Consider the following 23130-nt stretch of genomic DNA (forward strand, 5'->3'; position numbering starts at 1 on the left):
GCCGCGCATCGCGAGGGGCGGAAGGAATCTCAGTGTCCTCACCGAAAGTTGTTTATCTCCACGGGGTCGGCGGCGGCGATCCTGAGATGGATTGGCTGAGCGCGCTCAACGACGGGCTCTTTCGGTGCGGGTTCGGGTCTGTAGACAGGCGCGATGTGATCGCGCCGCGTTACAACGATCTGCTCATGGCAAGCGCCAGCCGTGGCTCGGTGCCTCCGCTGACATACAAGCCGAAAGACGAGGCCCCATCGCGGCGCCAGTACGAACTGCGCCAGGCTCGGATTCAGCGACTGCTCGACAAGGATCCGACCGTCAAGACCTACGGTTTCGGTAAGCTCCCGGATCCTGTCGCCCAGGTAGGTGGCGCTGCCATCGCGAAGGCCGCTCCTGGCCAGCTGAAGGCAGTGCCCAATTATGTAACCAGCGAGAGCACTCGGGGCGCTGTCCTGCGGAAGATCCTCGGGGAGCTCGAGGGTGTCAGTGGTGACATCGTGCTCATCGGGCACAGCTTGGGTAGCGTTATTGCCATCGACCTCCTGGACCACCTTCCAGAGTCGATTCACGTGCGACGATTCGTCACGATCGGCAGCCCGGCGCACTCGGAAGCACTACACAAGGGCGCCGAACGCCTTCTCAAAAAGTTCCCGTACTCGCGGGTCGACGACTGGTCGAACTTCCTGTCGCCGTGGGATCCGGTCACTGCAGGTCGCGGGCTCACCGCTCTGTTCCCCGCAGCCCAGGATTTCGTGGTCCAACTCGACGACCTCAACGCCGTGAAAGTGGCTGCCATCGGGGCCCACGACAGTGTTCGGTATCTGCGGCATGACACGATCGCGCGGTTGATCGGCGAAGCCGTTTGGCTCGCGCCCCAGCCCACCTATGACGGAGACTCCGCAATTGCGGTGCACCTCGATGACGCCGATGCACTTCGCCTACTGGTCATGCAGTTCAACCGCCAGGTCGCTTTGCAGATTACGGACAAGGATTCCAAGCAGCGATTCGGTGACGTGGCGCAGCTTCTCCGCGAAGCGGACGTCGCCAGTGCTCGTCAGAGGATCGAGGATGGCCGTCCGGTGCCGACCGAACTGTTGACGCTCGTGCAGGGGCGTATGCCCACGCTGCCGTTCCGGTGGTCCGAGGTCGAATCGGTGCGCCACATGGCGGTACTGGCGACATCGGACAACACCGCGCCGTACGAGATCGATTGCAGCGATGCCCAACTCGACGCCCTACCGCATATCGCCATGGATCTCGGGCTGACCAGTCATTTCGGTGAGGCCGTCAAGGAGGCGATCATCGAGGTGCGGAAGGAGGCCCTCGAATCCCGCAGCCTCCGAGATCGATTCGGTGAATCAGCCAAGAGCCGTTGGCTCATCGGAGCGGCGGGCCTGGCTCTTGTGGCTGCCGCCCCGATCGGGCTGATGGTGGCTGCGCCCGTCGGTCTAGCCGGTGCCGCAGCGTTCACCAGCATGCTCGCGGCGTTCGGCCCTGGCGGCATGGTCGGCGGGCTTGCGGCCGTCGGCGGGCTCGCGTCTACCGGGACGCTTATGGCGACGGTTGCTGCGACGGTTGGAACGACCACGCAGATCGCCGACGACCCTCGGACACTGGTGGCCCGGGTCGCCGCCGAACATGCGTTGAAGAAGTTGCACCTGCGACACGACGTGATGTTGTGGTGGCGAATCACTGGGATGGACAACCAGATCAATGCCGAGATTCGTCGTCTCGAACCGTTCGTGGACGAGAAGTCCGTCAGGCTGACTCAGCTGCGAACCGGGCATGAGGTGCTGGAGCGCTTGCTGACTTTCATGACGAAACACGGACTCGGACCGACGGAGATCGGAGCGGGGGATGACGAGGTCGACATGCTCCCCGCCATCAGCGGCTGAGTATGTGATCTATCAGTTCGTCGGGGCGAGCCACTAGGCGCACACGGAACGACCGACGGGAGGGCAACCGGTGACAGCTCGTTCGAACTGCGGCGGTCCCGCCGTCACGGTACGGCCCGACGACGTCGTCGCATTTCGATTGAACGCGCACCACCTGACCGCCCGGCGTCCGCCCGAAGATCTGCATCAGGTGGTGAGTGCCTGCGGCATTCAGAACAGCCCGCCCGGGTCGGCGCTGCTCGCGTTGCACGCCCGCGTCGAAGGTGTGACGGGGGAACTCGTCGACCACCTGGTCTCCGAGGAGCGCAGTGTGCTGCAGTCGTGGTCCGTGCGCGGTGCACCGTTCTTTTTCCCGACCGCCGACGCGCAGGTCTTCACCGCGGGCGTTCTGCCGGCCGCCGAGGAGGCGCGGCTGCACCTGATCAGCGGCGTGGAGCAGGCGCTCGACACCCTCGGATTGGGACTGGACGACACCGTCGCCCTCGTCGCCGACGAGATCGCGACCGTACTGTCGGGCAGGCAGTTGGCGATCAACGAGCTCGGCAAGGAACTGGCCGAGCGCATCGCACCTACGCTGACACCCAAGCGACGCGAAAAGTGGCTGGCGGACGGACCTTACGGCACGCACCAGCCGTTGGGAGAGGCTGTCGTGCACTTCTGTCTTCGGATTCTGACGCTGCGTGGGATCGTCTGCCTCGCACCGCGGAGCGGGAACAAGGCGCCGTTCGTCCTGGTCGAGGAGTGGCTGGGACGGCCGCTGCCGCCCGTCGATGCCGACAGCGCCCGCGCCGACCTGCTGCGCCGCTACCTGCACTGCTACGGCCCGTCCACACGCAAGGACTTCGCCGCCTGGCTCGGTGTGCACACCGGTGACGTCGAACCGTGGTGGGCGACGCTGGCTGACGAGCTCATCCACGTCGACGTCGACGGCCGAGCGGCATGGATGCGCGCCGGCGATCTGGACGCCGTGCGGTCGCCGCTCCCGGCGGCTGGGGTGCGACTGCTGCCGCCGCACGACCCCTATCTGCAGATGCGCGACCGGGATCTCATCGTCGACAAGAAACGTCATGCCCGGGTGTGGAAAACGGTCGGCGACCCCGGTGCCGTGCTGGCGGACGGAAGAATCGTCGGAACCTGGCGGCCCCGCAAGTGCGGACGCACGCTGACACTGACGTTCGACGCGTTCGCACCCCTGAGCGCGGCGGTCCGCGAGCAGCTGCGTGTGGAGGCCGAGCAGGTCGCCGTGCTGCGCGGGGCGTCGACGGCGCAGATCGAGTTCGCGGACGCGGCCGGGCGCTGAATCAGCCGAGTTGCTCCATCAGCGACAGCAAATTCGCGACACCCCAGTGTTCGACGATCCTGCCGTCGTGCACCCGCATCACATCCACGGTCTCGAAAGAGGCGGTGCGACCGGTGGGTTCGACGCCCAGGAACGCGCCCCGGTGGGTGCCGCGGTATGTCTTGTAGGTGGTCACCAGGTCGCCGTCGACCGATTGCCAGTGGATCTCGGCGTGAAAATCGGGGAACGCCCCGCGCAGCGACTGGTAGAGGAGTCTGGTGCCGGACTTGTCCGGGGTGAGCCCGGGCTGCGGGGTGTGGTCGACGTAGTCGTCGGCGAACAGTTCGTCGAACACTGAGAAGTCGCCTCCGCTCTGCACCTCCTCGGTGTTCCGACGGACGACGGCCGTCGCGGCAGCCCCGTCGGTTCCGGTCGACGAGGTGCCCGGAAGGCGCACGGCGGTAGGGGAGCCGGCGGCATGACGGCCGTTCGAGTGCGAAGCCCGTCGGGCGATACTGTCCGCGAGCAGCGGGGTCTCCCGGCGAACGTGGTCCCCGCACGCGGCGTGGCACGAGGCGGCCGCGTCCTCGAAGACGATTCCGTGCTCGTCGAGGAAGGCGAAGTAGTCGCCGGTGGGGGAGATGAGGATCCGGTCGGTCACGGTGCACCGCCCGTCGCCGGTGGACTCTGCCCGCAACTCCCACGTCACGTCCACCGTCGTCCGGCCATCCGCGGACACGACCTCCGACGTCGACACCATCCGGCAGTGGTGTGGTTCGGCGACCTCGCCGACGAAGTGGTGGATCAGGAGAGCGTCGCCGATCGTCTCGACGCCGATGGACAGGGGCTGCCCGTCGTCGGCAGTCCCGATGCCGATCGTGATGTGGTCCGGGGGACAGCACCGTCGGTACTCCGCCTCGGGCAGCGAGAACAGCCAGTCGGCGATGTCGACCCGGTCGGAGGCCGCGTCGACGACGTGGGTGCAGGTCGAGTCCGAGAGAACACGTGTGGACACCGTCGTCCCCTTCTCTGCCGCGGAACGGGGTCGCGGACGACGAGCCGCCGCGACATTCCCGAACGCTAGCCCGACGCACCCGCGAGGGGTTCGTGAGTCGACGGAATGGTTGCAGCATCGACACCGGGTGAGCGTCGTGTCGGTACGCTGCCTGTCATGGCACCGTTCCGGTCAGCGCTCGCGGAGAAGCTGAACACTGTTCAGCTCACGTGGGTCGGCGTGCTGACCCTGGTGATCGCGACGACCGCGGTCGACGGGCCCGCCGCCATCGCCGGCACCGCGGTGGCGATCGCGCTGATCTTCGCCGTGACCGGTCACGGTTCGCTGTCCGGGCTGCGGCGCCTGACAGCACCGGCCGCCGGACCTCCGCACGAGGAGCGGCACCTGCGTGGCGCCTTCCGCCGGCAGAGTGCGCCGAACACTCCCGGCCGTCCCCGTCGTCCCCGAGCACCCGGGCAGGTTCCGGCCGCCGCGTAGCGCTTCTCCGCTGCGCGGTGCGTCCGTCGCCCTGTCCATCTGCGCCGCGGTCCTTCCGACCTGAGCGGCGTTCACTGTCCGCACGGTGTTGCCCCGGCCGCATCGTGCAGCGAAGAGGTGCTCGATGCTCGATTTCATCTACTATCCCGTGTCCGCGATCCTGTGGTTCTGGCACACAGTGTTCGGCGCGGTACTCGGCCCGGACAACGGATTCGCCTGGGGTCTGGCGGTGGTATTCCTCGTCTTCAGCCTGCGTCTGCTCCTGCTGTGGCCGGCGATCCGCCAGATACGCACCGGCCTGCAGATGCGAGAGTTGCAGCCGCAGATCAAGGCACTGCAGAAGAAGCACGCCGGCGACCGTCAGCAGATGGCGCTGGAAATGCAGAAGCTGCAACGGGAACACGGCTTCAACCCGTTGATGGGATGCCTGCCGGTGCTCGTGCAGGCGCCCGTGTTCATCGGGCTCTACCACGTGCTGCGATCGTTCAACCGCACCGGGACCGGCCACGGCGGGCTCGGAATGACGGCGCAGGACAACGCGAACACCGCGAACTACGTCTTCAGCGCCACCGACGTGCAGTCGTTCCTGAGCGCACGGTTGTTCGGGGCGCCGATCTCCGTCGCGATCACCTCCCCGGACGACGTCCTGGCGTCGTTCGCCTCCCACGGCGGTGTCCCGACGGTGGCGACGATCGCCGCCGTGGCGATCCCGTTGATGGTGATCGCCTCCCTGGCCACGCACTTCAATGCGCGGGCCTCGGTGGCTCGGCAGACCGCGGACGCCTCGGCCAACCCTCAGACCGCGATCATGAACAAGCTCATGCTGTGGGTCTTCCCGCTGGGCGTCCTCGTCGGAGGGCCGTTCCTGATCATCGCGATCCTGCTGTACTGGGTGAGCAACAACACCTGGACGTATGTGCAGCAACATCTCGTGTTCGCCCGTCTGGATCGGGAACAGGCGGCCAAGGAGCGCGCGCTCGCGCAGCAACGCAAGGCCCACGCGCCCGCACCCGGTACTCGCCCGACGGTGGATCGGAAGCGGAACCAGAACCGCAAGAGGGCGAACCGGCGCTGACCGGTCGTGCCCCGGCGTCGATCAAGCCCCGGCGCGCACGGGTGAGGGGATCTTCGTCGAACGGTCGGCGTCACCGGTGCGTGTGGGGCGCCAGAGCCTCCAGTGTTTCGCGGACAGCCGGAACGGTAGATGGGCCTGCACATGACCCGCGGTGGGGGACAGGCGGTCGTCGGCGGGCAGATTCAGCCACAGCGACAGTGACGACGCCGCGGTGCCGACGGTCGCACGCACGCCGGACGCGCCGAGCAGGCGGCCGTACCCGTCCACGGCGAAGCGACCGAACGCGTCGGGGTTCATATCGGAATGCGGGGCACGGGTGTGTGGGTCCAGCAGGTCGACGCGCATGGCGCAGGTCAGTGCCGCCAGCGAATGCCCGTGACTCGTGACCGCGTCGGGGCCGGCGGTTCCGAGAGCATCGAGCGCGTCGTTCACGGCGTCGGATGCGACGTTCCATTCCGTGTGGGTGCGCGCGCGATGGCGGGGGCCGCCGAAGCGCTCGGTGGCGAGCGAGACCAGGTGCTCCGTCGACGCGGGTGGTCCACCGGCGACGACCCGGAACACCCACGACGGCGCCGACACCGGTTCGGTGCAGGCGTCGGCGAAGGTCAGTACCCGCTGGAACGCCTTGTCGGGGTGCTTGACTCGAAGGGAGTGTGCGCCGCCTGCGGACGCGGGTAGACCGTCGTAGGTCACCACCTGTGGGGACGCGATGTCCGGTGTCCGTGCCATGGGCACATCGTAGGGAAGGATGGCGGTATGCGGCTTGCGGAGCACTGGAACCACGACAGCTTGTCCTGGCGAATCCCGCTGGCCGACAGCTTCTCCGGGGCAGTGGCAGGACCGGGGCTCGACCCACCGGAATCGTGGGTACAGGCCCTGGCCGCTGTCGCGCGGGACCTTCGATGCCTGACGTTCGGTAGGGGCGTGCCTGTCGACCGACTGGAATGGAACCTCGTCATCGACTCCGAGTATCGGGTCGCGATCGGCTGGGAGGGCTCGGGCGGCGTGAGCGGCTTCGCATGCGGCCAGGGATTGACCATGGATGCGACGTTCGGCGAAGCCGCGGTGTGGGTTGCGGACACGGTGCAGGGCGAGCTGGCCGGCTACGACTTCGTCCAGTGGCCCAGTCGGGGACGTCATCTCCTCGCCCCCCGACTGATCTCGGGCGAACCTGCGTGGGTGGATCCACACGGGGACGTGACGATCGGCCGCATCGGGCAGCTGTGCGGGCACACCGATCGCTGGCCCGAGGTCGTCGGCGGATAGCGCAGGTTGCGTGGCGCGGCGGCGCCGATCGTCGACCTACATGCGGTTGCCGACAGCGCCTGTGGGTGCGACACGGTCGATCGCGGCAAGGTCGCCGGCCGTCAGGCGCAGATCCGCGGCCGCGATGTTCTGCTCGACCCGGGAAGGGTTGCGGGAACCCGGAATCGGAACGATGTAGTCGCGGCGAGCGAGGAGCCATGCCAGCGACAGCTGCGCCGGAGTTGCGTTTCTACCGTGGGCGAGTGCGGTGAGTTCGTCGACGATCTCGAGGTTGGCGGCGAAGTTCTCCGAGTCCCACCACGGCACGTGTCGACGGAAGTCGTTCGCGTCGTAGTGCTCTCGTGAGGCGACGGCGCCGCTGAGGAACCCCCGGGCCAGCGGCGAGTAGGCGACGAAACCGATACCGAGATCCTCCAGCACGGGGAAGAGCGACTCGACCTCACGGGCGAAGATCGAATACTCGCTCTGCAGGACCGAGATCGGGTGCACCGAGTGCGCCGTGCGGATGGTGGTCTCGTCGGCCTCGGACAGCCCCAGATACCGAACCTTGCCTGCCGCGACGTACTCCGCCATCGTGCCGATCACGTCCTCGATGGGCACATTCGGGTCGGGGCGGTGTTGGTAGAGCACGTCGATGGTGTCGATGCCGAGATTGCGCAGGCTGGCGTCGACGACCTCGCGAAGGTGCTCGGGGCGCGAGTCGACCCCGAACGACCGGGTGAGTCCGAATTTCGTGGCGATGACGACGTCGTCACGCACCGGAGCCAAGGCGCGGCCGAGCAACCTCTCGCCCTCACCCCAGCCGTACATCTCGGCGGTGTCGAACATTGTCACGCCGAGATCGTGCGCCGTGCGGATGGCGGCGATCGACTCGTCGTCGTCGGTCGGGCCGTAGCCGATGGCCGTGCCCATCGCGCCGTAGCCCAGCGCGGAAACAGCGAGTCCTTGCGTGCCGAGTGTGCGTTCTTCCATGGCGCCCTCCAGGATTGTCAGTCTCAGCCCAATGTGTCAGAGACTGACAAGTTTGTCCATGTACGCTGCCGACGTGGACAGTTCCTCGACTCCGGCCCCGGGCTTGCGCGACATCACCCGTGAGGCTGTGCGCACGCGCATCTCCGAGGTCGCGGTCGACCTGTTCGCCGAGTACGGGTTCGACTCGGTCACCGTCGAGCAGATCGCCGGTGAGGTCGGGATCTCCGCGCGAAGCTTCCATCGGTACTTCCCGGCGAAGGAGGATGCGGTCATCGGCGACCTGACTCGCTGGGGAGAGTTCGTCCGGGGCGGCCTCGCTTCCCGGCCGGTCGACGAGCCGCCCCTGGTCTCGTTGCGAATCTCGTTCGAAGCCTTGCTGTCTCGCCCCCGCAACGCCGAGGATGAAGAGCGGAGCAAGCGGACCATGCGGGTGCTCACGAGCACCGCGTCACTTCGTGCCCGAAATCTCGAGAAGCATCTGGGCTGGGCGAAGATGTTGGTGCCCGTTGTGCAGGCACGTCTGACCGGCGACTACGCGGAGCTTCGGGCGCAGACACTCGTGCAGTCCGCACTCGCCTGTTTCGACATCGCCCTGAGCACCTGGGCCGAATCCGAGGGCGTGGACGCGGTGGAATTCCTGCGCCGGTCCTTCGCCACACTTGCCGAAGAGAGTGCGGCCTAGAGGGCGCCGACACGGCGGCCGTGGTGCGCGAGGGGGGACTTGAACCCCCACGTCCTGAGACACTGGAACCTAAATCCAGCGCGTCTGCCAATTCCGCCACTCGCGCGAGCGTTGTCAGCCTACGCCACCGGTGTCCGGTCCTGAACCGCAGGACCGGACACCGGTATGCGTGCGGTGATTCGGCTACGCGGACAACGGTTTCGGTGCGATTGCCCGGGTTCGTCCGTGCCGCCACGCGGCGTTGAGGAGGGCAGCCGGCGGGATGTTCTCGGTCTCGGCCGCGGCGGCGAGCAGATGGAGCGCGTGGGCCTCGGTGACCGGTGATTCGGCGGGGCCGAGCGCCTCCGCGACGAACCCGCGCATCGTGTCGAGCGCCGCCGGACCGATGAGGCCGAGTTGCAGGACGAACGTCTCCCACGTGGCGCCGCCGAGCCCCGGTACCGAGTAGAGCGCTTCCTGTGCGGTGCGGCCGTCCCCGAGCTGTCCGCTGCCGGCGATGCCGACGTCGGCGAGCGCCGCTGCCGCGAGAGCCGCGGCCTCGGCCTTGGTGGTGTAGTTCCCCGGTACTCGCTGGCGGTTGTCGAGGATCTCGGCGAGGTGGTCGGGGGCGTCGGTGAAGGCCTCCAGTGCTGTGAGGTCGTCGAGGTCGCTCGCGCGGTGCGCCCGCCAGTTCGCGACGACTCGACGGACGCCGGACGTCGGGGTGCCGTACGTGGCGCGCGCCGAGAAGATCGCGTCGAGCAGCGCCGCCTCGGCCTCGTGCGGCCAACCGGACGGCAATCGCGATCGATCGCCTGGCAGCGCGGTGTCGATGTGTCGCGCGAGTGCGCGAATCTGCTGTGCGGTCATGAATTCCCCCCTGGATTTCGGATGACGTGACGCACGGTAGCGGCGACCTCCGACACGCCGCGGGCCGTGCCGCACGTCTGCGCCCCACAGTCAAGGAGGTCACGAATTGGTAACAATCAACGTGAGGGTTTCCTCAGGTTTGTGGACGTCCTCGCATGCGGCCTGACCCGCGGTTACGAGGTCTACTCGCCAGTCACTTATTGACGTTCGTGTGCGCAATGTCACTCGATACTCGCTGGTAGGAACGACGCCCGTCGGCAAACGTGAGGCTTTCCTCATGATTCTGTGCCAACCTTTACACGCCCGGATTCGCTGAGTTCCGAAGTGGATTCGAGGGGTGCCGTGGGTATCTCGCGATATCGCGCGTCAGCTCTGCCGAGGGCGGCCGACCAAGACCTACTTCCCGTCAGGGAACCAGGAGAGGACATAACTTCAGTGACGATTGACGACACTGCAGGAAACGGACGAACCTCGAAGGAGCAGGGCCAGTTCGGTGCTGATCGGGCGCCGGTCCGGTCTGCGGCGCAGGGGCCGCTCGTGGACCGCCTGCGTGCCGGCGAGCCGTATGCGCTCGCGTTCGGTGGCCAGGGCGCGCCGTGGCTGAGCGCTCTCGCCGAGCTCACCCGTGACAGTGGACTCGAGCCGACGCTCACCGACCTGGTGAACGAGGCCGCCGCGATGCTCGAACCGGTCGCGCAGGATCTTCTCGTCGTTCGTCCTGTCGGGTTCGATCCGATCGCGTGGATCCTCGAGGAGGAACTCGCCGACGACGATGCCGCACCCGCCGGCCCGTCGGCCGCCGCCCTCACCTCCGCGGCCGTGTCGCTGCCCGGCGTCTTCCTCACCCAGCTCGCCGCGTTGCGCGCCCTGCAGCAGCAGGGCCTCGATCCCGCGGTGACCGCGCCGGTCGCCACGATCGGTCACTCGCAGGGCCTGATCGCCGCCGCTGCCGTCGCCGGCGGCGGTGCTGCGGACGGTGCACTGCTCGCGACCGCGCAGCTGATCGGTGCCGCTGCCGGCCTCGTCGGCCGTCGCCGCGGCATCATCGCTGCCGCCGATCGTTCGCCGATGCTGGCAATCTCCAACGTCGACCCCGAGCGCCTGAGCGCGATCGTCGCCGAGCTGGCCGAGGGCCAGGAGCCCGAGCGCGCCGCCGTCCTGGCGATCCGCAACGGTCGTCGGCGCGTCGTGCTGTCCGGCCCGCCCGCGCAGCTGGCACGCGTGCAGCAGCGTTGCGAGCAGATCGCGGCCGACGAGGCCCGCGAGCGGGACGCCAAGACCCGTGGCGGCGCGGTGTTCGCGCCCGTCTTCGAGTCGCTCTCGGTCGAGATCGGATTCCATCACCCCGCACTGGCCGAGGCCGTCGACATCATCGGTGGATGGGCCACCCGCTGTGGCCTCGACGCCGACCAGGTGCGCGCTCTCGCGCAGGCCGTCCTCGTGGACCCGGTCGACTGGGTCGACGCCGTCGAGGGTGCTGTCGAGTCCGGCGCCCGCTGGATCCTGGACCTGGGCCCCGGTGACCTGCTCACCCGCATGACGTCGGCCGGCCTGCGTGGCCACGGCGTCGGCATCCTCGCCGCGTCCACTCGTGGCGGACACCGCAACCTTCTGACGCCGGGTGCCACCCCCGAGGTCGCCCGCGCCTGGACCGAGTTCGCGCCCAAGGCCGTTGCGCTGCCGGACGGCCGTGTCGCCGTCGAGACCGCGTTCACGAAGCTCACCGGACGCTCGCCGATCCTGCTCGCCGGCATGACCCCCACCACCGTCGATCCCGCGATCGTCGCGGCGGCCGCCAACGCCGGCCACTGGGCCGAGCTCGCCGGCGGCGGTCAGGTCACCGAGCAGATCTTCGCCGACAACGTCGAGGGCCTGAAGGGCTTGCTCGAGCCGGGCCGCGCCGTCCAGTTCAACTCGATGTTCCTGGACCCGTACCTGTGGAAGCTGCACGTGGGCGGCAAGCGCCTCGTGCCCCGCGCCCGCGCCGCGGGTGCGCCGTTCGACGGCGTCGTCGTCACCGCCGGCATCCCCGAGCTCGAGGAAGCCGTCACGATCATCGACGAGCTGACCGAGGCCGGATTCAGCTACGTCGCGTTCAAGCCGGGCACCGTCGCGCAGATCCGCTCGGTGATCCGCATCGCGAACGAGGTGCCGGACTTCCCGGTGATCGTCCACATCGAGGGCGGCCGCGCCGGTGGCCACCACTCGTGGGAGGACCTCGACGACCTGCTGCTCGCGACCTACGCCGAGCTGCGCACCCGCGACAACCTCGTGCTGTGCGTCGGCGGCGGCATCGGCACGCCCGAGCGGGCTGCCGACTACCTGACCGGCCGCTGGGCCACCGAGTACGGCTTCCCGGCGATGCCACTCGACGGCATCCTCGTCGGTACCGCCGCGATGGCCACGCTCGAGGCCACCACGTCGGCCGACGTCAAGCAGATGCTCGTCGACACCCCCGGCACCCCCGACTGGGTCGGTGCGGGAACCGCGCAGGGCGGCATGGCCTCCGGCCGCAGCCAGCTCGGCGCCGACATCCACGAGATCGACAATGCCGCCTCGCGCACGGGCCGTCTGCTCGACGAGGTCGCCGGTGACGCCGACGCCGTCGCCGCCCGCCGCGACGAGATCGTCGCCGCGCTCGACGTGACCGCCAAGCCGTACTTCGGCGACGTCGCGTCGATGACCTACCAGCAGTGGCTGCGCCGCTACCTGGAACTGGCCGTGGGAGTCGACTCCGCGCAGGCGTTCGACTGCGGCGGCGACGTGCAGGACGCGATCGCCGACGCGACGCAGTCGGTGTGGCTGGATGTGTCGTGGCGGGATCGCTTCGGCGAGATGCTGCAGCGCGCCGAGGCGCGCCTGCACCGCAACGACCGCGGCCCGATCGAGACGCTGTTCGCCGACGCCGCGACGCTCGACCGGCCCTTCGCGGCGCTGTGCGCGCTCGAGGCTGCGTACCCGGACTACGCCACCACGGTTCTGCACCCGGCCGACGTCCCGTTCTTCGTCGCGCTGTGCAAGAGCCCGGGCAAGCCGGTCAACTTCGTGCCCGTCGTCGACGGTGACGTCCGCCGCTGGTGGCGCTCCGATTCGCTGTGGCAGGCCCACGACGCGCGCTACTCCGCCGACCAGGTGTGCATCATCCCCGGCACCGTCGCGGTCGCCGGCATCACCCGCGTCGACGAGCCCGTCGGTGAGCTCCTCGACCGCTTCGAGAAGGCCACCGCCGACGAGCTGGTCGCCGGCGGCGCCACCCCGACCCCGATCGCCGGTCGCCGCCACGGTGGCTTCGGCGCCGGTCTGCTCGACGCCGTCCTGAGCGCTCCGGACGTGCTGTGGGCTGCCCGCCTCACGCAGAACCCGGTCCGCCGCCTCGGCGCGGTCGCCGAGTGGACGATCGAGTCCGACACCGTCGCGAGCCACGACAAGACCGGCGCCCGCCTCGTCGTCGCCGACGCCGAGCACGTCGACCTGACCGTGCCGCTCGCGCAGGGCAAGGCCGTCGAGATCCGGATCACCGTGCCCGCCACCGTCCGCGACGGCGGCGCCCCGGTCATCACCGAGGCGGATGCCGAGGCGTCGATGTCGGCGCTGCTCGGTGTCGCTGCCGGGCAGGAGCTTCCGGCCGTCAAGGGCGGTGTCGCGCACATCAACCTGGCGTGGACCCCGGACCTGATCGCCGACCACGCCGGTGTCACCGGTGTCGGCCTGCCCGAGACCGTCAGCACCAGCGGCAAGGCGGTACCCGACGTCGTCGTCGGCGCCTGCTGGCCGGCCGTCTTCGCGGCGCTCGGTGCCGCCACGACGGAGTCCGGCGTGCACGTCATCGAGGGCATGCTCGACCTGGTCCACCTCGACCACGCGGTCGACCTCGTCGGTGAACTTCCCTCGGAGACCAGCATTCTCGTGGTCCGGGCCGAGGCCGGCGACGTCGTCGACACCGACATGGGTCGTGTCGTCGAGGTGCGCGTCGAGGTCGGCGCCATGCTGGGCGAGGGCCTCGAGGCTCCCGCTGTCGCGACGCTGACCGAGCGCTTCGCGATCCGCGGCCGCACCGGCAAGGGCGAACTGGCCGACCCGGCTCGCGCCGGCGGTTCGCTGAGCGCGGACGTCGCGGAGACCCCGCGTCGTCGCCGCCGCGACCTGAAGATGGTGGCGCCGCGCAACATGGCCGCGTTCGCCCGCGTGTCCGGTGACCACAACCCCATCCACACCTCCGACGCCGCGGCGCTGCTCGCCGGGCTCGGCAGCCCGATCGTCCACGGCATGTGGCTGTCGGCCGCGGCCCAGCAGGCCGTCGTCGCGCTCGATCCGGCGGCGAAGGCGCCGTCGCGTCGCCTGACCGCATGGACTGCCCGCTTCCTCGGCATGGTGCGCCCCGGCGCCGAGATCGACGTGCGCGTCGATCGTGTCGCCACCGATCGCGGCGACGAGATCGTCGAAGTCGGCTGCCGCGTCGACGGCGACCTGGTGATGGTCGCGACCGGCCGCACCGCCGCGCCGAAGACCGTCTACGCGTTCCCGGGCCAGGGCATCCAGCGCCCGGGCATGGGCCTCGACGCCCGGTCGCGCAGCAAGGCTGCCCGCGAGATCTGGGAGCGCGCCGACAAGCACACCCGCGAGGCCCTCGGCTTCTCGATCCTCGCTGTCGTCCGCGACAACCCGACGCTGGTCCGTGCCCGTGGTGTCGAGCACCGTCACCCGGACGGCGTGCTGCACCTGACCCAGTTCACGCAGGTCGCGATGGCGACGCTCGGCGTCGCGCAGGTCGCCGAACTCCGTGAGTCCGGTGCGTTCGTCGAGGGCTCCTACCTGGCCGGTCACTCGGTCGGCGAATACAACGCCCTCACCGCGGTCGCCGGTGTGCTGCCGCTCGAGGCTCTCCTCGAGGTGGTCTTCCAGCGCGGCTCGGCGATGCACGAGCTGGTGCCCCGCGATGCCGCGGGCCGCAGCGACTACCGCATGGCCGCGATCCGTCCGTCGCAGATCGGCGTCGCCGACGACGAGCTGCAGGCGTTCGTGGGTGGTGTCGCGGACGCGACCGGCGAATTCCTGCAGATCGTCAACCTGAACCTCAAGGGTTCGCAGTACGCGATCGCCGGCACTGTCAAGGGCCTCGAGGCGCTCGAGCGTGAGATCGACATCCGCCGTGAGGCTTTCGGTGGCAAGCGTGCGTTCATCCTGGTGCCCGGCATCGACGTGCCGTTCCACTCGACCGTGCTGCGCGGCGGCGTCGACGACTTCCGCGCCAAGCTCGACGAGCTGCTGCCGCAGGACATCGACCCGGCGCTGCTGATCGGCCGGTACATCCCGAACCTGGTGCCGCGGCTGTTCAACCTGGGCCGCGACTTCGTCCAGGAGATCGCGGACCTGGTGCCGTCCGAGCAGCTGCAGCCCGTGCTGGCGGACTTCGACAACTGGGCGGCGCGTCCCGTGGCGCTGACCCGCGTGATCCTCCTGGAACTGCTCGCATGGCAGTTCGCGAGCCCGGTCCGCTGGATCGAGACGCAGGACCTGCTGTTCACCGACGAGGCCGACGGTGGCCTCGGCGTCGAGCGTTTCGTCGAGATCGGTCTGGGTGCCACCCCGACCGTCGCGAACCTCGCGTCGCAGACCCTGAAGCTGGACGAGCACTCGAACACCAAGGTCGAGGTGCTCAACATCGAGCGTGAGGCGTCGATCGTCTACAGCACCGACGTCGATCCGGCGCCGGTCGAGGATGATGAACCGGAAGCGCCCGAGGCCTCTGTCGCCGCGGCTCCGGCCGCCGCTGCACCCGTCGCGGCCCCGGCCGCGCCGACCGGTGGCCCGCGTCCGGACGACATCGCGTTCAAGGCCGCCGACGCCACCAAGGTGCTCATCGCGCTGTGGACGAAGCTGCGCCCGGACCAGATCGGTCCCGCCGACACCATCGAGGCACTGTGCGACGGCGTGTCCTCGCGCCGCAACCAGCTGCTCGTCGACCTCGGCTCCGAGCTGTCGCTCGGCGCGATCGACGGTGCCGCGGACGCCGACATGGGCTCTCTCGCGGTCACGGTCGATCGCCTGGCCCGCACCTACAAGCCGTTCGGCCCGGTGCTGTCCGACTCGATCAACGATCACCTGCGCAAGGTGTTCGGCCCCTCCGGCAAGCGCCCGGGAGCCATCGCGGATCGCGTCAAGAAGGTCTGGGAGCTCGGCGACGGCTGGGCCAACCACGTGACCGCCGAGGTCGCGCTCGGCACCCGTGACGGCTCCAGCGTCCGTGGTGGCGCGATGGGAGGCCTGCACGAGGGCGCTATCGCCGACGGTGCCGCCGTCGACGCGCTCGTCGACGCCGCCGTCCAGTCGGTCGCGTCGCGCCGCGGTGTCGCGGTCTCCATGCCGGCCACCGGTGGTGGAGCGGGCGGAACCGTCGATGCGGCCGCGCTCGGCGAGTTCACCGAGGCCATCACCGGCCGCAACGGCGTGCTGGCCTCGGCCGCGCGCCTGGTGCTCGAGCAGCTCGGCTTCAGCGACTCGGCTGCCGCGGCGGTCGCCGCGGACGACACCGCACTCGTCGACCTCGTGTCGGCCGAGCTCGGCTCCGACTGGCCGCGCCTGGTCGCCCCGGCGTTCGACGCCAAGAAGGCCGTCCTCATCGACGACCGCTGGGCCACCGCTCGCGAGGACCTGGCGCGCGGCTGGACCGGGGAGCTCGACCTGACCGTCGAGCGTTTCGACGGTGCCGGTGCCGCCGTGGCCGCTCATGCCCAGTGGTGGCAGCAGCGCGCGACCGCGGACGGCCGCACGACGTTGGCCGAAATCTACGGCCGCATCGCGCAGGTCGCCCTCGCCCCGGCCGACGAGGCCGGGCAGTACACCGGTGAGATCGCGGTCGTCACGGGCGCCAGCAAGGGCTCGATCGCCGCATCGGTCGCCGGCAAGCTGCTCGGCGGCGGCGCGACGGTCGTCGTGACCACGTCGCGTCTCGACAGCGACCGTCTCGGCTTCTACCGCAAGCTCTACAGCGCTAACGCCCGCGCCGGTGCCGCCCTGTGGGTGGTGCCCGCGAACATGGCGTCCTACACCGACGTCGATGCACTGGTCGAGTGGGTCGGGGGCGTTCAGACCGAAACTGCCGGTGGCGCAAAGAAGCTCGTCAAGGAGGCGATGACGCCGACGATGCTGTTCCCGTTCGCTGCACCGCGAGTGGCCGGCGAGCTGTCCGATGCGGGTGCCCGCGCCGAGATGGAGATGCGGGTCCTGCTGTGGTCGGTGGAGCGCCTCATCGGCGGCCTGTCGCAGATCGGCTACGACCGTGACGTCGACACCCACCTGCACGTCGTGCTGCCCGGTTCCCCGAACCGCGGCCTGTTCGGCGGCGACGGTGCCTACGGCGAGTCGAAGGCCGCGCTCGACGCGGTCGTCGGACGCTGGTCGGCCGAGCGCACATGGGCCGAGCGGGTCACCCTGGTGCACGCGCTGATCGGTTGGGTGCGCGGCACCGGCCTCATGGGCGGCAACGACCCGATGGTCGAGGCCGTCGAGGCCAAGGGCGTACGCACCTGGTCCACCGACGAGATGGCCACCGAACTGCTGAGCTCGTGCACGGCCGAGGTCAAGCGTGCCGCCGCGCAGGCGCCGCGCCTGGTGGACCTCACCGGCGGACTCGCCGAGGTCGACCTGGACCTCCCGGCGCTCGCGAAGGAAGCAGCCGAGGCCGCGGAGAACGCAGGCAAGACCGCGGACGAGGCGTCGAAGGACGCGAATTCCATTGCGGCCCTGCCCGCTCCGCCGCGGATCGTCGACGCGCTCGATGCCCCGTCGTGGCCCGAGCTGGACGTCGATCCCGCCGACCTGGTCGTGATCGTCGGCGCCGGCGAGCTCGGCCCCTACGGTTCCGCGCGTACCCGCTTCGAGATGGAGGTCGACGAGCAGCTCTCGGCGGCCGGCGTGCTCGAACTGGCGTGGAACACCGGGCTGGTGGCGTGGGAGAACGACCCCAAGCCGGGCTGGTACGACGCCGCGACCGGTGATCTGGTTCCCGAGGAGGAGATCGCCGAGCGTTACCACGACACCGTCGTCGAGCGCTGCGGCATCCGCACCTACGGCGACGAGGGCGCGATGGTGGACAACACCGCGCCGCTGCTGACGTCGGTGTTCATCGACAAGGACCTGTCCTTCGTCGTCGGCTCCGAGGCCGAGGCCCGCGCGTTCGTCGACTCCGATCCGGAGAACACCACCGCGGCGGTCGATCCGGAGAGCGGCGACTGGACGGTCACCCGTAAGGCGGGCACCGAGATCCGTGTGCCGCGCAAGGCGAAGCTGACCCGCACGGTCGGCGGTCAGATCCCGACCGGATTCGACGTCACCAAGTGGGGCATCCCCGCCGACATGGCCGGATCCGTGGACCGGGTCGGCCTGTGGAACATCGTCACCACCGTCGACGCGTTCCTCACCGGTGGCTTCACCCCGTCCGAGCTGCTGCGCTGGGTGCACCCGGCGTTCGTCGCCAACACGCAGGGCACCGGCATGGGCGGCATGACGTCGATGCGCTCGCTGTACATCGACACGCTGCTCGGCGAGTCCCGCGCGAACGACATCCTGCAGGAAGCCCTGCCGAACGTCATTGCGGCGCACGTCGTCCAGTCGTACGTCGGTGGCTACGGCGCGATGGTGCACCCGGTCGCGGCGTGCGCCACGGCCGCGGTCTCCGTCGAGGAGGGCGTGGACAAGATCAAGCTCGGCAAGGCCAAGCTGGTCGTGGCCGGCGGCTTCGATGACCTGGGCATCGAGGGCATCGTCGGCTTCGGTGACATGTCCGCGACCGCCAAGTCGGACGAGATGTCCGCCAAGGGCATCGCCGACAACCGGTTCTCGCGGGCCAACGACCGTCGTCGCGGCGGCTTCGTCGAGTCGGCCGGTGGCGGCACGATCCTGCTGGCGCGTGGTGACCTCGCGCTCGAGATGGGCCTGCCGGTCCTCGGCGTGGTGGCCTGGGCGGGCTCGTTCGCCGACGGCGTGCACACCTCGATCCCGGCTCCCGGCATCGGTGCCCTCGGCGCCGGTCGCGGGGGACAGGACTCGCAGCTCGCGCTGTCGCTCAACGCGCTCGGAATCACCGCCGACGACATCTCGGTGGTCTCCAAGCACGACACCTCGACGGCGGCGAACGATCCGAACGAGGCCGAGCTGCACGAGCGTCTGGCCGCGGCACTGGGCCGCAGCGACGGCGCCCCGCTGTTCGTCATCTCGCAGAAGACGCTCACCGGTCACGCCAAGGGCGGTGCGGCGGCGTTCCAGCTGATCGGCCTGTGCCAGGTCCTCAGCCAGGGCGTCATCCCGCCGAACCGCAGCCTCGACTGCGTCGACGACAAGATGGCGGAGTTCTCCCACCTGGTGTGGCCGCGGACGCCGCTGCGCTTCGGTAACGAGTTCGCGCTCAAGGCCGGTCTGCTGACCAGCCTCGGCTTCGGTCACGTGTCGGGCCTCATCGCGGTGGTGCACCCGCAGGCGTTCGTCGAGTCGATCCCGGCGGATCAGCGTGCGGCCTACCAGGCGCAGGCGCAGCAGCGCACCATCGACGGCCAGCGTCGCCTGGCGTCGGCGATGTGCGGCGGCGACAGCCTGTACGAGCGTCCCGCGGACCGCCGCTTCGGCGGAGATGCGGTGCCCGCCAAGGCTGCTCGTCAGCTCGAGGCGGACATGCTCCTCACCGAGGATGCGCGTCTGGGCTCCGACGACGTGTACCGCGCCGGGAAGCCCGGGTGCCAGTGATGGCAGTCCTCGGAATCGGCTTCGACGTCGTCACGATCTCGGAGTTCGAAGAGCAGATGAAGCGTCCGGGCACCGCGATGCTGTCGAGTTTCCGGCCGGCCGAGCGTCGGTACTGCGAATCCCGCAGTACCGACCCGGCCCGGCACTACGCGGTCCGCTGGGCCGCGAAGGAAGCCGTCATCAAGGCGTGGGCGGCGTCGCGGTTCGCCCGGCCGCCGGCCGTGGGCGACAACGCCTACGAGCTGGTGGAGGTCGTCAATGATGCCTGGGGACGACCCACCATCAAGCTGCACGGTGAGGCCGCGGAGTTCCTGCCGAGTGCCAGGATCCACCTGTCGCTGACGCACGACGGGGACGTGGCGGGCGCGATGGTCGTCATCGAAGAACCTGACCCGATCCAGCCCATCGGCTGATCGAGCACGGAAAACACGAGGCCGGTCGACGGACACAATCCGTCGGCCGGCCTCGTTCTCCGTTTCACCGTGGCACCGCGCGGGGCGGGGCGCCGCGCCGCGGGCTACTTGGAGCGGGATTCCTTTTCGGCGACAAGCAGATACGCGACCATCAGCCGCTTGAGTTCGGCGACGGCGTCGGCGTGGCTCTGGCCGTCCTGCACCGAGAAGTTCAGCATCGAGTACACGACGTGGACCAGGACCTCGGCCATCATCGTGCGGCGCTCGCGCGGTGTGTGCGGCGTCAACGGTGCCAGCAGACGCGTGACCCGCTCGGCGAACTGCTTCTCGTGGATCACGCCGGTCGCGCGGGTGGACGGCGTCGACTGCATCGCCAGCCACACCTCGCGGCGCGACGGATCCGATGTCCACAGCCCGGCCATGTGATCGACGAATGTGTTGAGGAACCGCAGCCAGTCGAGCGACGGCACCTCGCCGCCGAACGCCTCGAGCTCCTGCTGAACCCCCACCAGGTCCTGCCGGTTGAGTTCGCACACGATCACGTACTTGTTCGCGAAGAACTGGTAGAGGGTGCCGATCGGGACGTCCGCGCGCGCCGCGACCTCCTCGCACGTGAACGACTCGAACCCGACGTCGACGAGCAACTCGCGGGACGCGTTGAGCAATGCGTCGAACTTGCGGCGGCTGCGCTCCTGAGTGGGACGCTTGCGCGGCATCAGTTCCTGGGGGTCGCTCTGGACCTCCAGCGCGGGGTCCACCCGGCGAGGGGGACGGCGGCTGGTAGTGGACTCCACGAGCACAGGTTATCTGTCTTTTCGTTCGGATTCGACGAGGTTCCCGCTTCTGGTGTTTCCTCCGGTACCGCCTACCGCGCGGTGCGCCTGCGGTACAGCGTCGTGGCGGCCGCGTATCCCACCGCGGCGATGGCGATGCACCACCCGACGGCGAGCCATGCGCTGTTGCCGATCGGGGTATCCATGAGCAGTCCGCGCACGGTCTCGATGATCGGCGTGACCGGCTGGTTCTCCGCGAACCACCGCAGCCACGTCGGCATGGTCTCGGCCGGCACGAACGCACTGCTCACGTACGGGAGGAACAGGATCACGAAGGTGAATCCGTTGGCGGCCTCCGGATTCTTCGCGAGCAGGCCGAGTGCGGTCGACAGGTACGACAGCGCGAACACGAACAGTGCGAGCACGCCGACCACACCCAGCCAGCGCAGCGGGTCCGTCGTCGGCCGGAACCCCATCAGCAGCGCGACGGCCACCACGAGGGCGCTGGTGATCAGATTGCGCACGACGCTCGCGAGGACGTGGCCGTTGAGCACCGCCGAACGCGCGATGGGCAGGGTCCGGAAGCGATCGACGATCCCGTCCGTCATGTCCGCCGACACGCTCACTGCCGTCGTTGCCGAGCCGAATGCGGCGCACAACAAAATGATTCCGGGAACCACGTAGTCGATGTACGCGCTGCCGGTGTCGATCGCGCCGCCGAAGACGTACACGAAAAGCAGCATCAGCATGACCGGCAGGGCGAGCGCAGTGATCATGGTGTCCGGGCTGCGAGTGATGTGGGTGAGATTGCGCCGCAACATCGCCCACGAATCCGCGAGCACGGTCGAATCGTCGCGCCGGGGTGCGAGTGTCGTCATCGGACCTCTTCCTTCCGTTCGGAGCCGGTCAGGGCGAAGAACACGTCGTCGAGATCGGGGGAGTGCAGGGCGAATCGTTCGACGGACAGCGTCCGATCACCGAGGCGATCGAGGAGGCTCTCGAGGGATCCGATGCTGCCGTCGGTGGGGATCGTGAGCGTCGACGTCTCGGGGTCGAGGGCCGCCTCGGGCAGCGCGGCGGCGGCCGCGGCGGCCTGTGCCTCGTCGTGGAGTCGGAGCTCGACGTGACCGCCGGGGACGAGGCGCTTCAGTTCGTCCGCCGACCCCTCCGCCACGATCCGGCCGCTGTCGAGCACGGCGATGCGGTCGGCGAGTGCGTCGGCCTCGTCGAGGTATTGGGTGGTGAGCAGGATCGTGGTGCCCTCGCGCACCAGCTCCCTGACCATGTCCCACATGTCCCGGCGGCTTCGCGGGTCGAGGCCCGTGGTCGGCTCGTCGAGGAACAGCACCTTCGGGCGGGCGACGAGGCTCATCGCGAGGTCGAGGCGTCGGCGCATGCCTCCCGAGTAGGTGTCGGCGCGGCGGTCGGCGGCGTCGACGAGGTCGAATCGCTGCAACAGTTCGCCTGCGCGCTCCCGGGCCCGGCGTCGGCCCAGATGGTGGAGTTCGCCCATCAGTACGAGGTTCTCGCGTCCGGTCAGGAGCTTGTCGACGGAGGCGTACTGGCCGGTGACGCTGATCTCGGTGCGGACAGCGCGGGCCGCCGCCGGTAGCGCGTGCCCGGCCACCTCGACCGTTCCCTCGTCGAACGGCAGCAGTGTGGACAGCACGCGGACCGTGGTGGTCTTTCCGGCCCCGTTCGCTCCGAGCAGGGCGAACACGGTGCCCGCGGGGACCTTCAGGTCCACCCCGTCGAGCACCGGCCGCCCCGCGAAGGATTTGCGTAGACCGGTCACCGAAATGGCGTCGCCGGGTTCGTACAGGGTCATGTCCTCTCCTCTCCAAAACTGCGTATGCAATACACAACTGTTTAGACCATACGCAGTTTTAGGATGAGCGCAAGAGTTGATTGGTACGACAGGCAGGAGCGGTGACGCGGGATGGACACCACGGAGGATTCGGCGCTGCCGCGGTTCGTCGAGCTGGCCTGGGGCCTGAACGAAGTCGGCAGGCGCGGGCCCAAGCGCGGGCTGACGCTCGCCGAGATCCTCGACGCCGCCATCGAACTCGCCGACGAGGACGGTGTGGCCGCACTCTCGATGGCCCGGGTGGCGAAGCGGTTGGGGTTCACCACGATGTCGCTGTACCGCTACGTCGAGAGCAAGGACGAACTGCTCGAGTTGATCGCCGACCGGGTCATCGGCACGCCCCCGGAGATCCCGTCCGATCTGCCGTGGCGCACGGGCCTCGAGGTGTGGGCGCGCGCCGAGTACGACGCCCTCATGCGGCACCGGTGGTGGCTGCGCCTGCCGATCAGCGGTGCGCCCCTGGGGCCCAACAACATGGCCTGGCTCGAGACCGCTCTCGGTTGCCTCGCGCCGACGCCGCTGCCCGAGGCGCTCAAGGTGCAGGTGGCGCTCAACGTCTCGGTCCATGTCATCGGCCGGGCGCGGTTCACCGCAGACCTCGTCGTGGACGCCGAATCGGACAACTATGCGGCGATCCTGCCGCGACTGATCGATCCGGTGCGGTTTCCCGCGCTCACCGCGGCCCTCGCCGGCGACGCTTTCGCAGCGGACGACGTCGATTGGGAGGACGCGGACTTCCGGTTCGCGCTGGGCCTCCTCCTCGACGGCGTCGAACGCATCGTCTCGTGCTACGAGTCCGGGAGCGCTGCCGAGGACGCGGGCTCGGACAACTGAC

16 protein-coding genes and 1 tRNA gene are annotated in these 23130 nt (G+C 69.2%); 9 read left to right on the forward strand and 8 right to left on the reverse strand.

The annotated features are described in order from the left end of the window. The first annotated feature begins 32 nt into the window (after positions 1-32). Both ABEU20_RS00610 and ABEU20_RS00615 read left to right on the forward strand, forming a co-directional pair. A complete protein-coding gene (locus ABEU20_RS00610; RefSeq protein WP_420162477.1) occupies positions 33-1889 on the forward strand; it encodes a lipase family protein in 1857 nt (618 codons plus the stop codon). A gap of 70 nt (positions 1890-1959) precedes the next feature. Beyond that, on the forward strand, positions 1960-3189 hold the full coding sequence (locus ABEU20_RS00615) for a winged helix DNA-binding domain-containing protein (protein WP_420162478.1): 1230 nt from the start codon (positions 1960-1962) through the stop codon (positions 3187-3189). Position 3190: 1 nt separating this feature from the next. On the opposite strand, the gene ABEU20_RS00620 is transcribed toward ABEU20_RS00615, so the two are convergent. After that, on the reverse strand, positions 3191-4183 hold the full coding sequence (locus ABEU20_RS00620; RefSeq protein WP_420162479.1) for an ester cyclase: 993 nt from the start codon (positions 4181-4183) through the stop codon (positions 3191-3193). Between the two features lie 156 nt (positions 4184-4339). On the opposite strand from ABEU20_RS00620, the gene ABEU20_RS00625 reads away from it, so the two are divergent. Then, positions 4340-4660 carry a DUF6412 domain-containing protein gene (locus tag ABEU20_RS00625; RefSeq protein WP_420162480.1) on the forward strand — a complete coding sequence of 107 codons (321 nt, stop codon included), beginning with the start codon at positions 4340-4342 and terminating at the stop codon, positions 4658-4660. 124 nt (positions 4661-4784) lie between these two features. Further along, positions 4785-5735, forward strand: a complete 951-nt coding sequence (yidC, locus tag ABEU20_RS00630; RefSeq protein WP_420162481.1) for a membrane protein insertase YidC — start codon at positions 4785-4787, stop codon at positions 5733-5735. A gap of 21 nt (positions 5736-5756) precedes the next feature. Here yidC and ABEU20_RS00635 read toward each other — a convergent pair whose 3' ends face one another. Continuing rightward, positions 5757-6464 carry a hypothetical protein gene (locus ABEU20_RS00635; protein WP_420162482.1) on the reverse strand — a complete coding sequence of 236 codons (708 nt, stop codon included), beginning with the start codon at positions 6462-6464 and terminating at the stop codon, positions 5757-5759. Positions 6465-6491: 27 nt separating this feature from the next. Between ABEU20_RS00635 and ABEU20_RS00640 the strand changes: the two genes are divergently transcribed. After that, entirely contained in the window at positions 6492-7001 is a 510-nt protein-coding gene (locus ABEU20_RS00640; protein ID WP_420162483.1) for a hypothetical protein, read from the forward strand. A gap of 36 nt (positions 7002-7037) precedes the next feature. Here ABEU20_RS00640 and ABEU20_RS00645 read toward each other — a convergent pair whose 3' ends face one another. After that, on the reverse strand, positions 7038-7973 hold the full coding sequence (locus ABEU20_RS00645; protein ID WP_420162484.1) for an aldo/keto reductase: 936 nt from the start codon (positions 7971-7973) through the stop codon (positions 7038-7040). Between the two features lie 73 nt (positions 7974-8046). Here ABEU20_RS00645 and ABEU20_RS00650 point away from each other — a divergent pair, with 73 nt between their 5' ends. After that, positions 8047-8655: a TetR family transcriptional regulator gene (locus tag ABEU20_RS00650; protein WP_420162485.1), complete on the forward strand. Its 609-nt coding sequence runs from the start codon at positions 8047-8049 to the stop codon at positions 8653-8655. A 21-nt stretch (positions 8656-8676) separates the two neighbouring features. Here the strand turns inward: ABEU20_RS00650 and ABEU20_RS00655 are convergent. Further along, positions 8677-8761 (reverse strand) — tRNA-Leu (locus tag ABEU20_RS00655). Positions 8762-8838: 77 nt separating this feature from the next. Further along, positions 8839-9504, reverse strand: a complete 666-nt coding sequence (locus tag ABEU20_RS00660; RefSeq protein ID WP_420162486.1) for a hypothetical protein — start codon at positions 9502-9504, stop codon at positions 8839-8841. Positions 9505-9939: 435 nt separating this feature from the next. Here ABEU20_RS00660 and ABEU20_RS00665 point away from each other — a divergent pair, with 435 nt between their 5' ends. Both ABEU20_RS00665 and acpS read left to right on the forward strand, forming a co-directional pair. Continuing rightward, complete coding sequence (locus ABEU20_RS00665) at positions 9940-19242, forward strand: fatty acid synthase subunit beta domain-containing protein (protein ID WP_420162487.1); 9303 nt, start codon at positions 9940-9942, stop codon at positions 19240-19242. Then, positions 19242-19655 carry a holo-ACP synthase AcpS gene (acpS, locus tag ABEU20_RS00670; RefSeq protein ID WP_420162488.1) on the forward strand — a complete coding sequence of 138 codons (414 nt, stop codon included), beginning with the start codon at positions 19242-19244 and terminating at the stop codon, positions 19653-19655. Before ABEU20_RS00665 ends, acpS begins: the two co-directional genes overlap by 1 nt. 104 nt (positions 19656-19759) lie before the next feature. On the opposite strand, the gene ABEU20_RS00675 is transcribed toward acpS, so the two are convergent. The 3 genes from ABEU20_RS00675 to ABEU20_RS00685 all read right to left on the reverse strand — a co-directional run bounded on the left by ABEU20_RS00675 (position 19760) and on the right by ABEU20_RS00685 (position 22256). Further along, complete coding sequence (locus tag ABEU20_RS00675; protein WP_420163111.1) at positions 19760-20413, reverse strand: TetR/AcrR family transcriptional regulator; 654 nt, start codon at positions 20411-20413, stop codon at positions 19760-19762. Between the two features lie 107 nt (positions 20414-20520). Further along, positions 20521-21306 (reverse strand): ABC transporter permease, encoded by a 786-nt coding sequence (locus tag ABEU20_RS00680; RefSeq protein WP_420162489.1) that lies wholly within the window; start codon positions 21304-21306, stop codon positions 20521-20523. Next, a complete protein-coding gene (locus tag ABEU20_RS00685; protein WP_420162490.1) occupies positions 21303-22256 on the reverse strand; it encodes an ATP-binding cassette domain-containing protein in 954 nt (317 codons plus the stop codon). Before ABEU20_RS00685 ends, ABEU20_RS00680 begins: the two co-directional genes overlap by 4 nt. Positions 22257-22367: 111 nt before the next feature. Here ABEU20_RS00685 and ABEU20_RS00690 point away from each other — a divergent pair, with 111 nt between their 5' ends. Next, positions 22368-23129: a TetR/AcrR family transcriptional regulator gene (locus tag ABEU20_RS00690; RefSeq protein WP_420162491.1), complete on the forward strand. Its 762-nt coding sequence runs from the start codon at positions 22368-22370 to the stop codon at positions 23127-23129. Position 23130: the final 1 nt, after the last annotated feature.

It is taken from the genome of Rhodococcus parequi, from assembly GCF_046042785.1.
Classification (GTDB): domain Bacteria; phylum Actinomycetota; class Actinomycetes; order Mycobacteriales; family Mycobacteriaceae; genus Prescottella; species Prescottella parequi.

Coding starts and splice junctions, on each gene's coding strand:
- ABEU20_RS00625 (WP_420162480.1), top strand. CDS start 4,340: ATGGCACCGTTCCGGTCAGCGCTCGCGGAGAAGCTGAACACTGTTCAG.
- ABEU20_RS00690 (WP_420162491.1), top strand. CDS start 22,368: ATGGACACCACGGAGGATTCGGCGCTGCCGCGGTTCGTCGAGCTGGCC.
- ABEU20_RS00645 (WP_420162484.1), bottom strand. CDS start 7,973: ATGGAAGAACGCACACTCGGCACGCAAGGACTCGCTGTTTCCGCGCTG.
- ABEU20_RS00635 (WP_420162482.1), bottom strand. CDS start 6,464: ATGGCACGGACACCGGACATCGCGTCCCCACAGGTGGTGACCTACGAC.
- acpS (WP_420162488.1), top strand. CDS start 19,242: ATGGCAGTCCTCGGAATCGGCTTCGACGTCGTCACGATCTCGGAGTTC.
- yidC (WP_420162481.1), top strand. CDS start 4,785: ATGCTCGATTTCATCTACTATCCCGTGTCCGCGATCCTGTGGTTCTGG.
- ABEU20_RS00660 (WP_420162486.1), bottom strand. CDS start 9,504: ATGACCGCACAGCAGATTCGCGCACTCGCGCGACACATCGACACCGCG.
- ABEU20_RS00685 (WP_420162490.1), bottom strand. CDS start 22,256: ATGACCCTGTACGAACCCGGCGACGCCATTTCGGTGACCGGTCTACGC.
- ABEU20_RS00640 (WP_420162483.1), top strand. CDS start 6,492: ATGCGGCTTGCGGAGCACTGGAACCACGACAGCTTGTCCTGGCGAATC.
- ABEU20_RS00680 (WP_420162489.1), bottom strand. CDS start 21,306: ATGACGACACTCGCACCCCGGCGCGACGATTCGACCGTGCTCGCGGAT.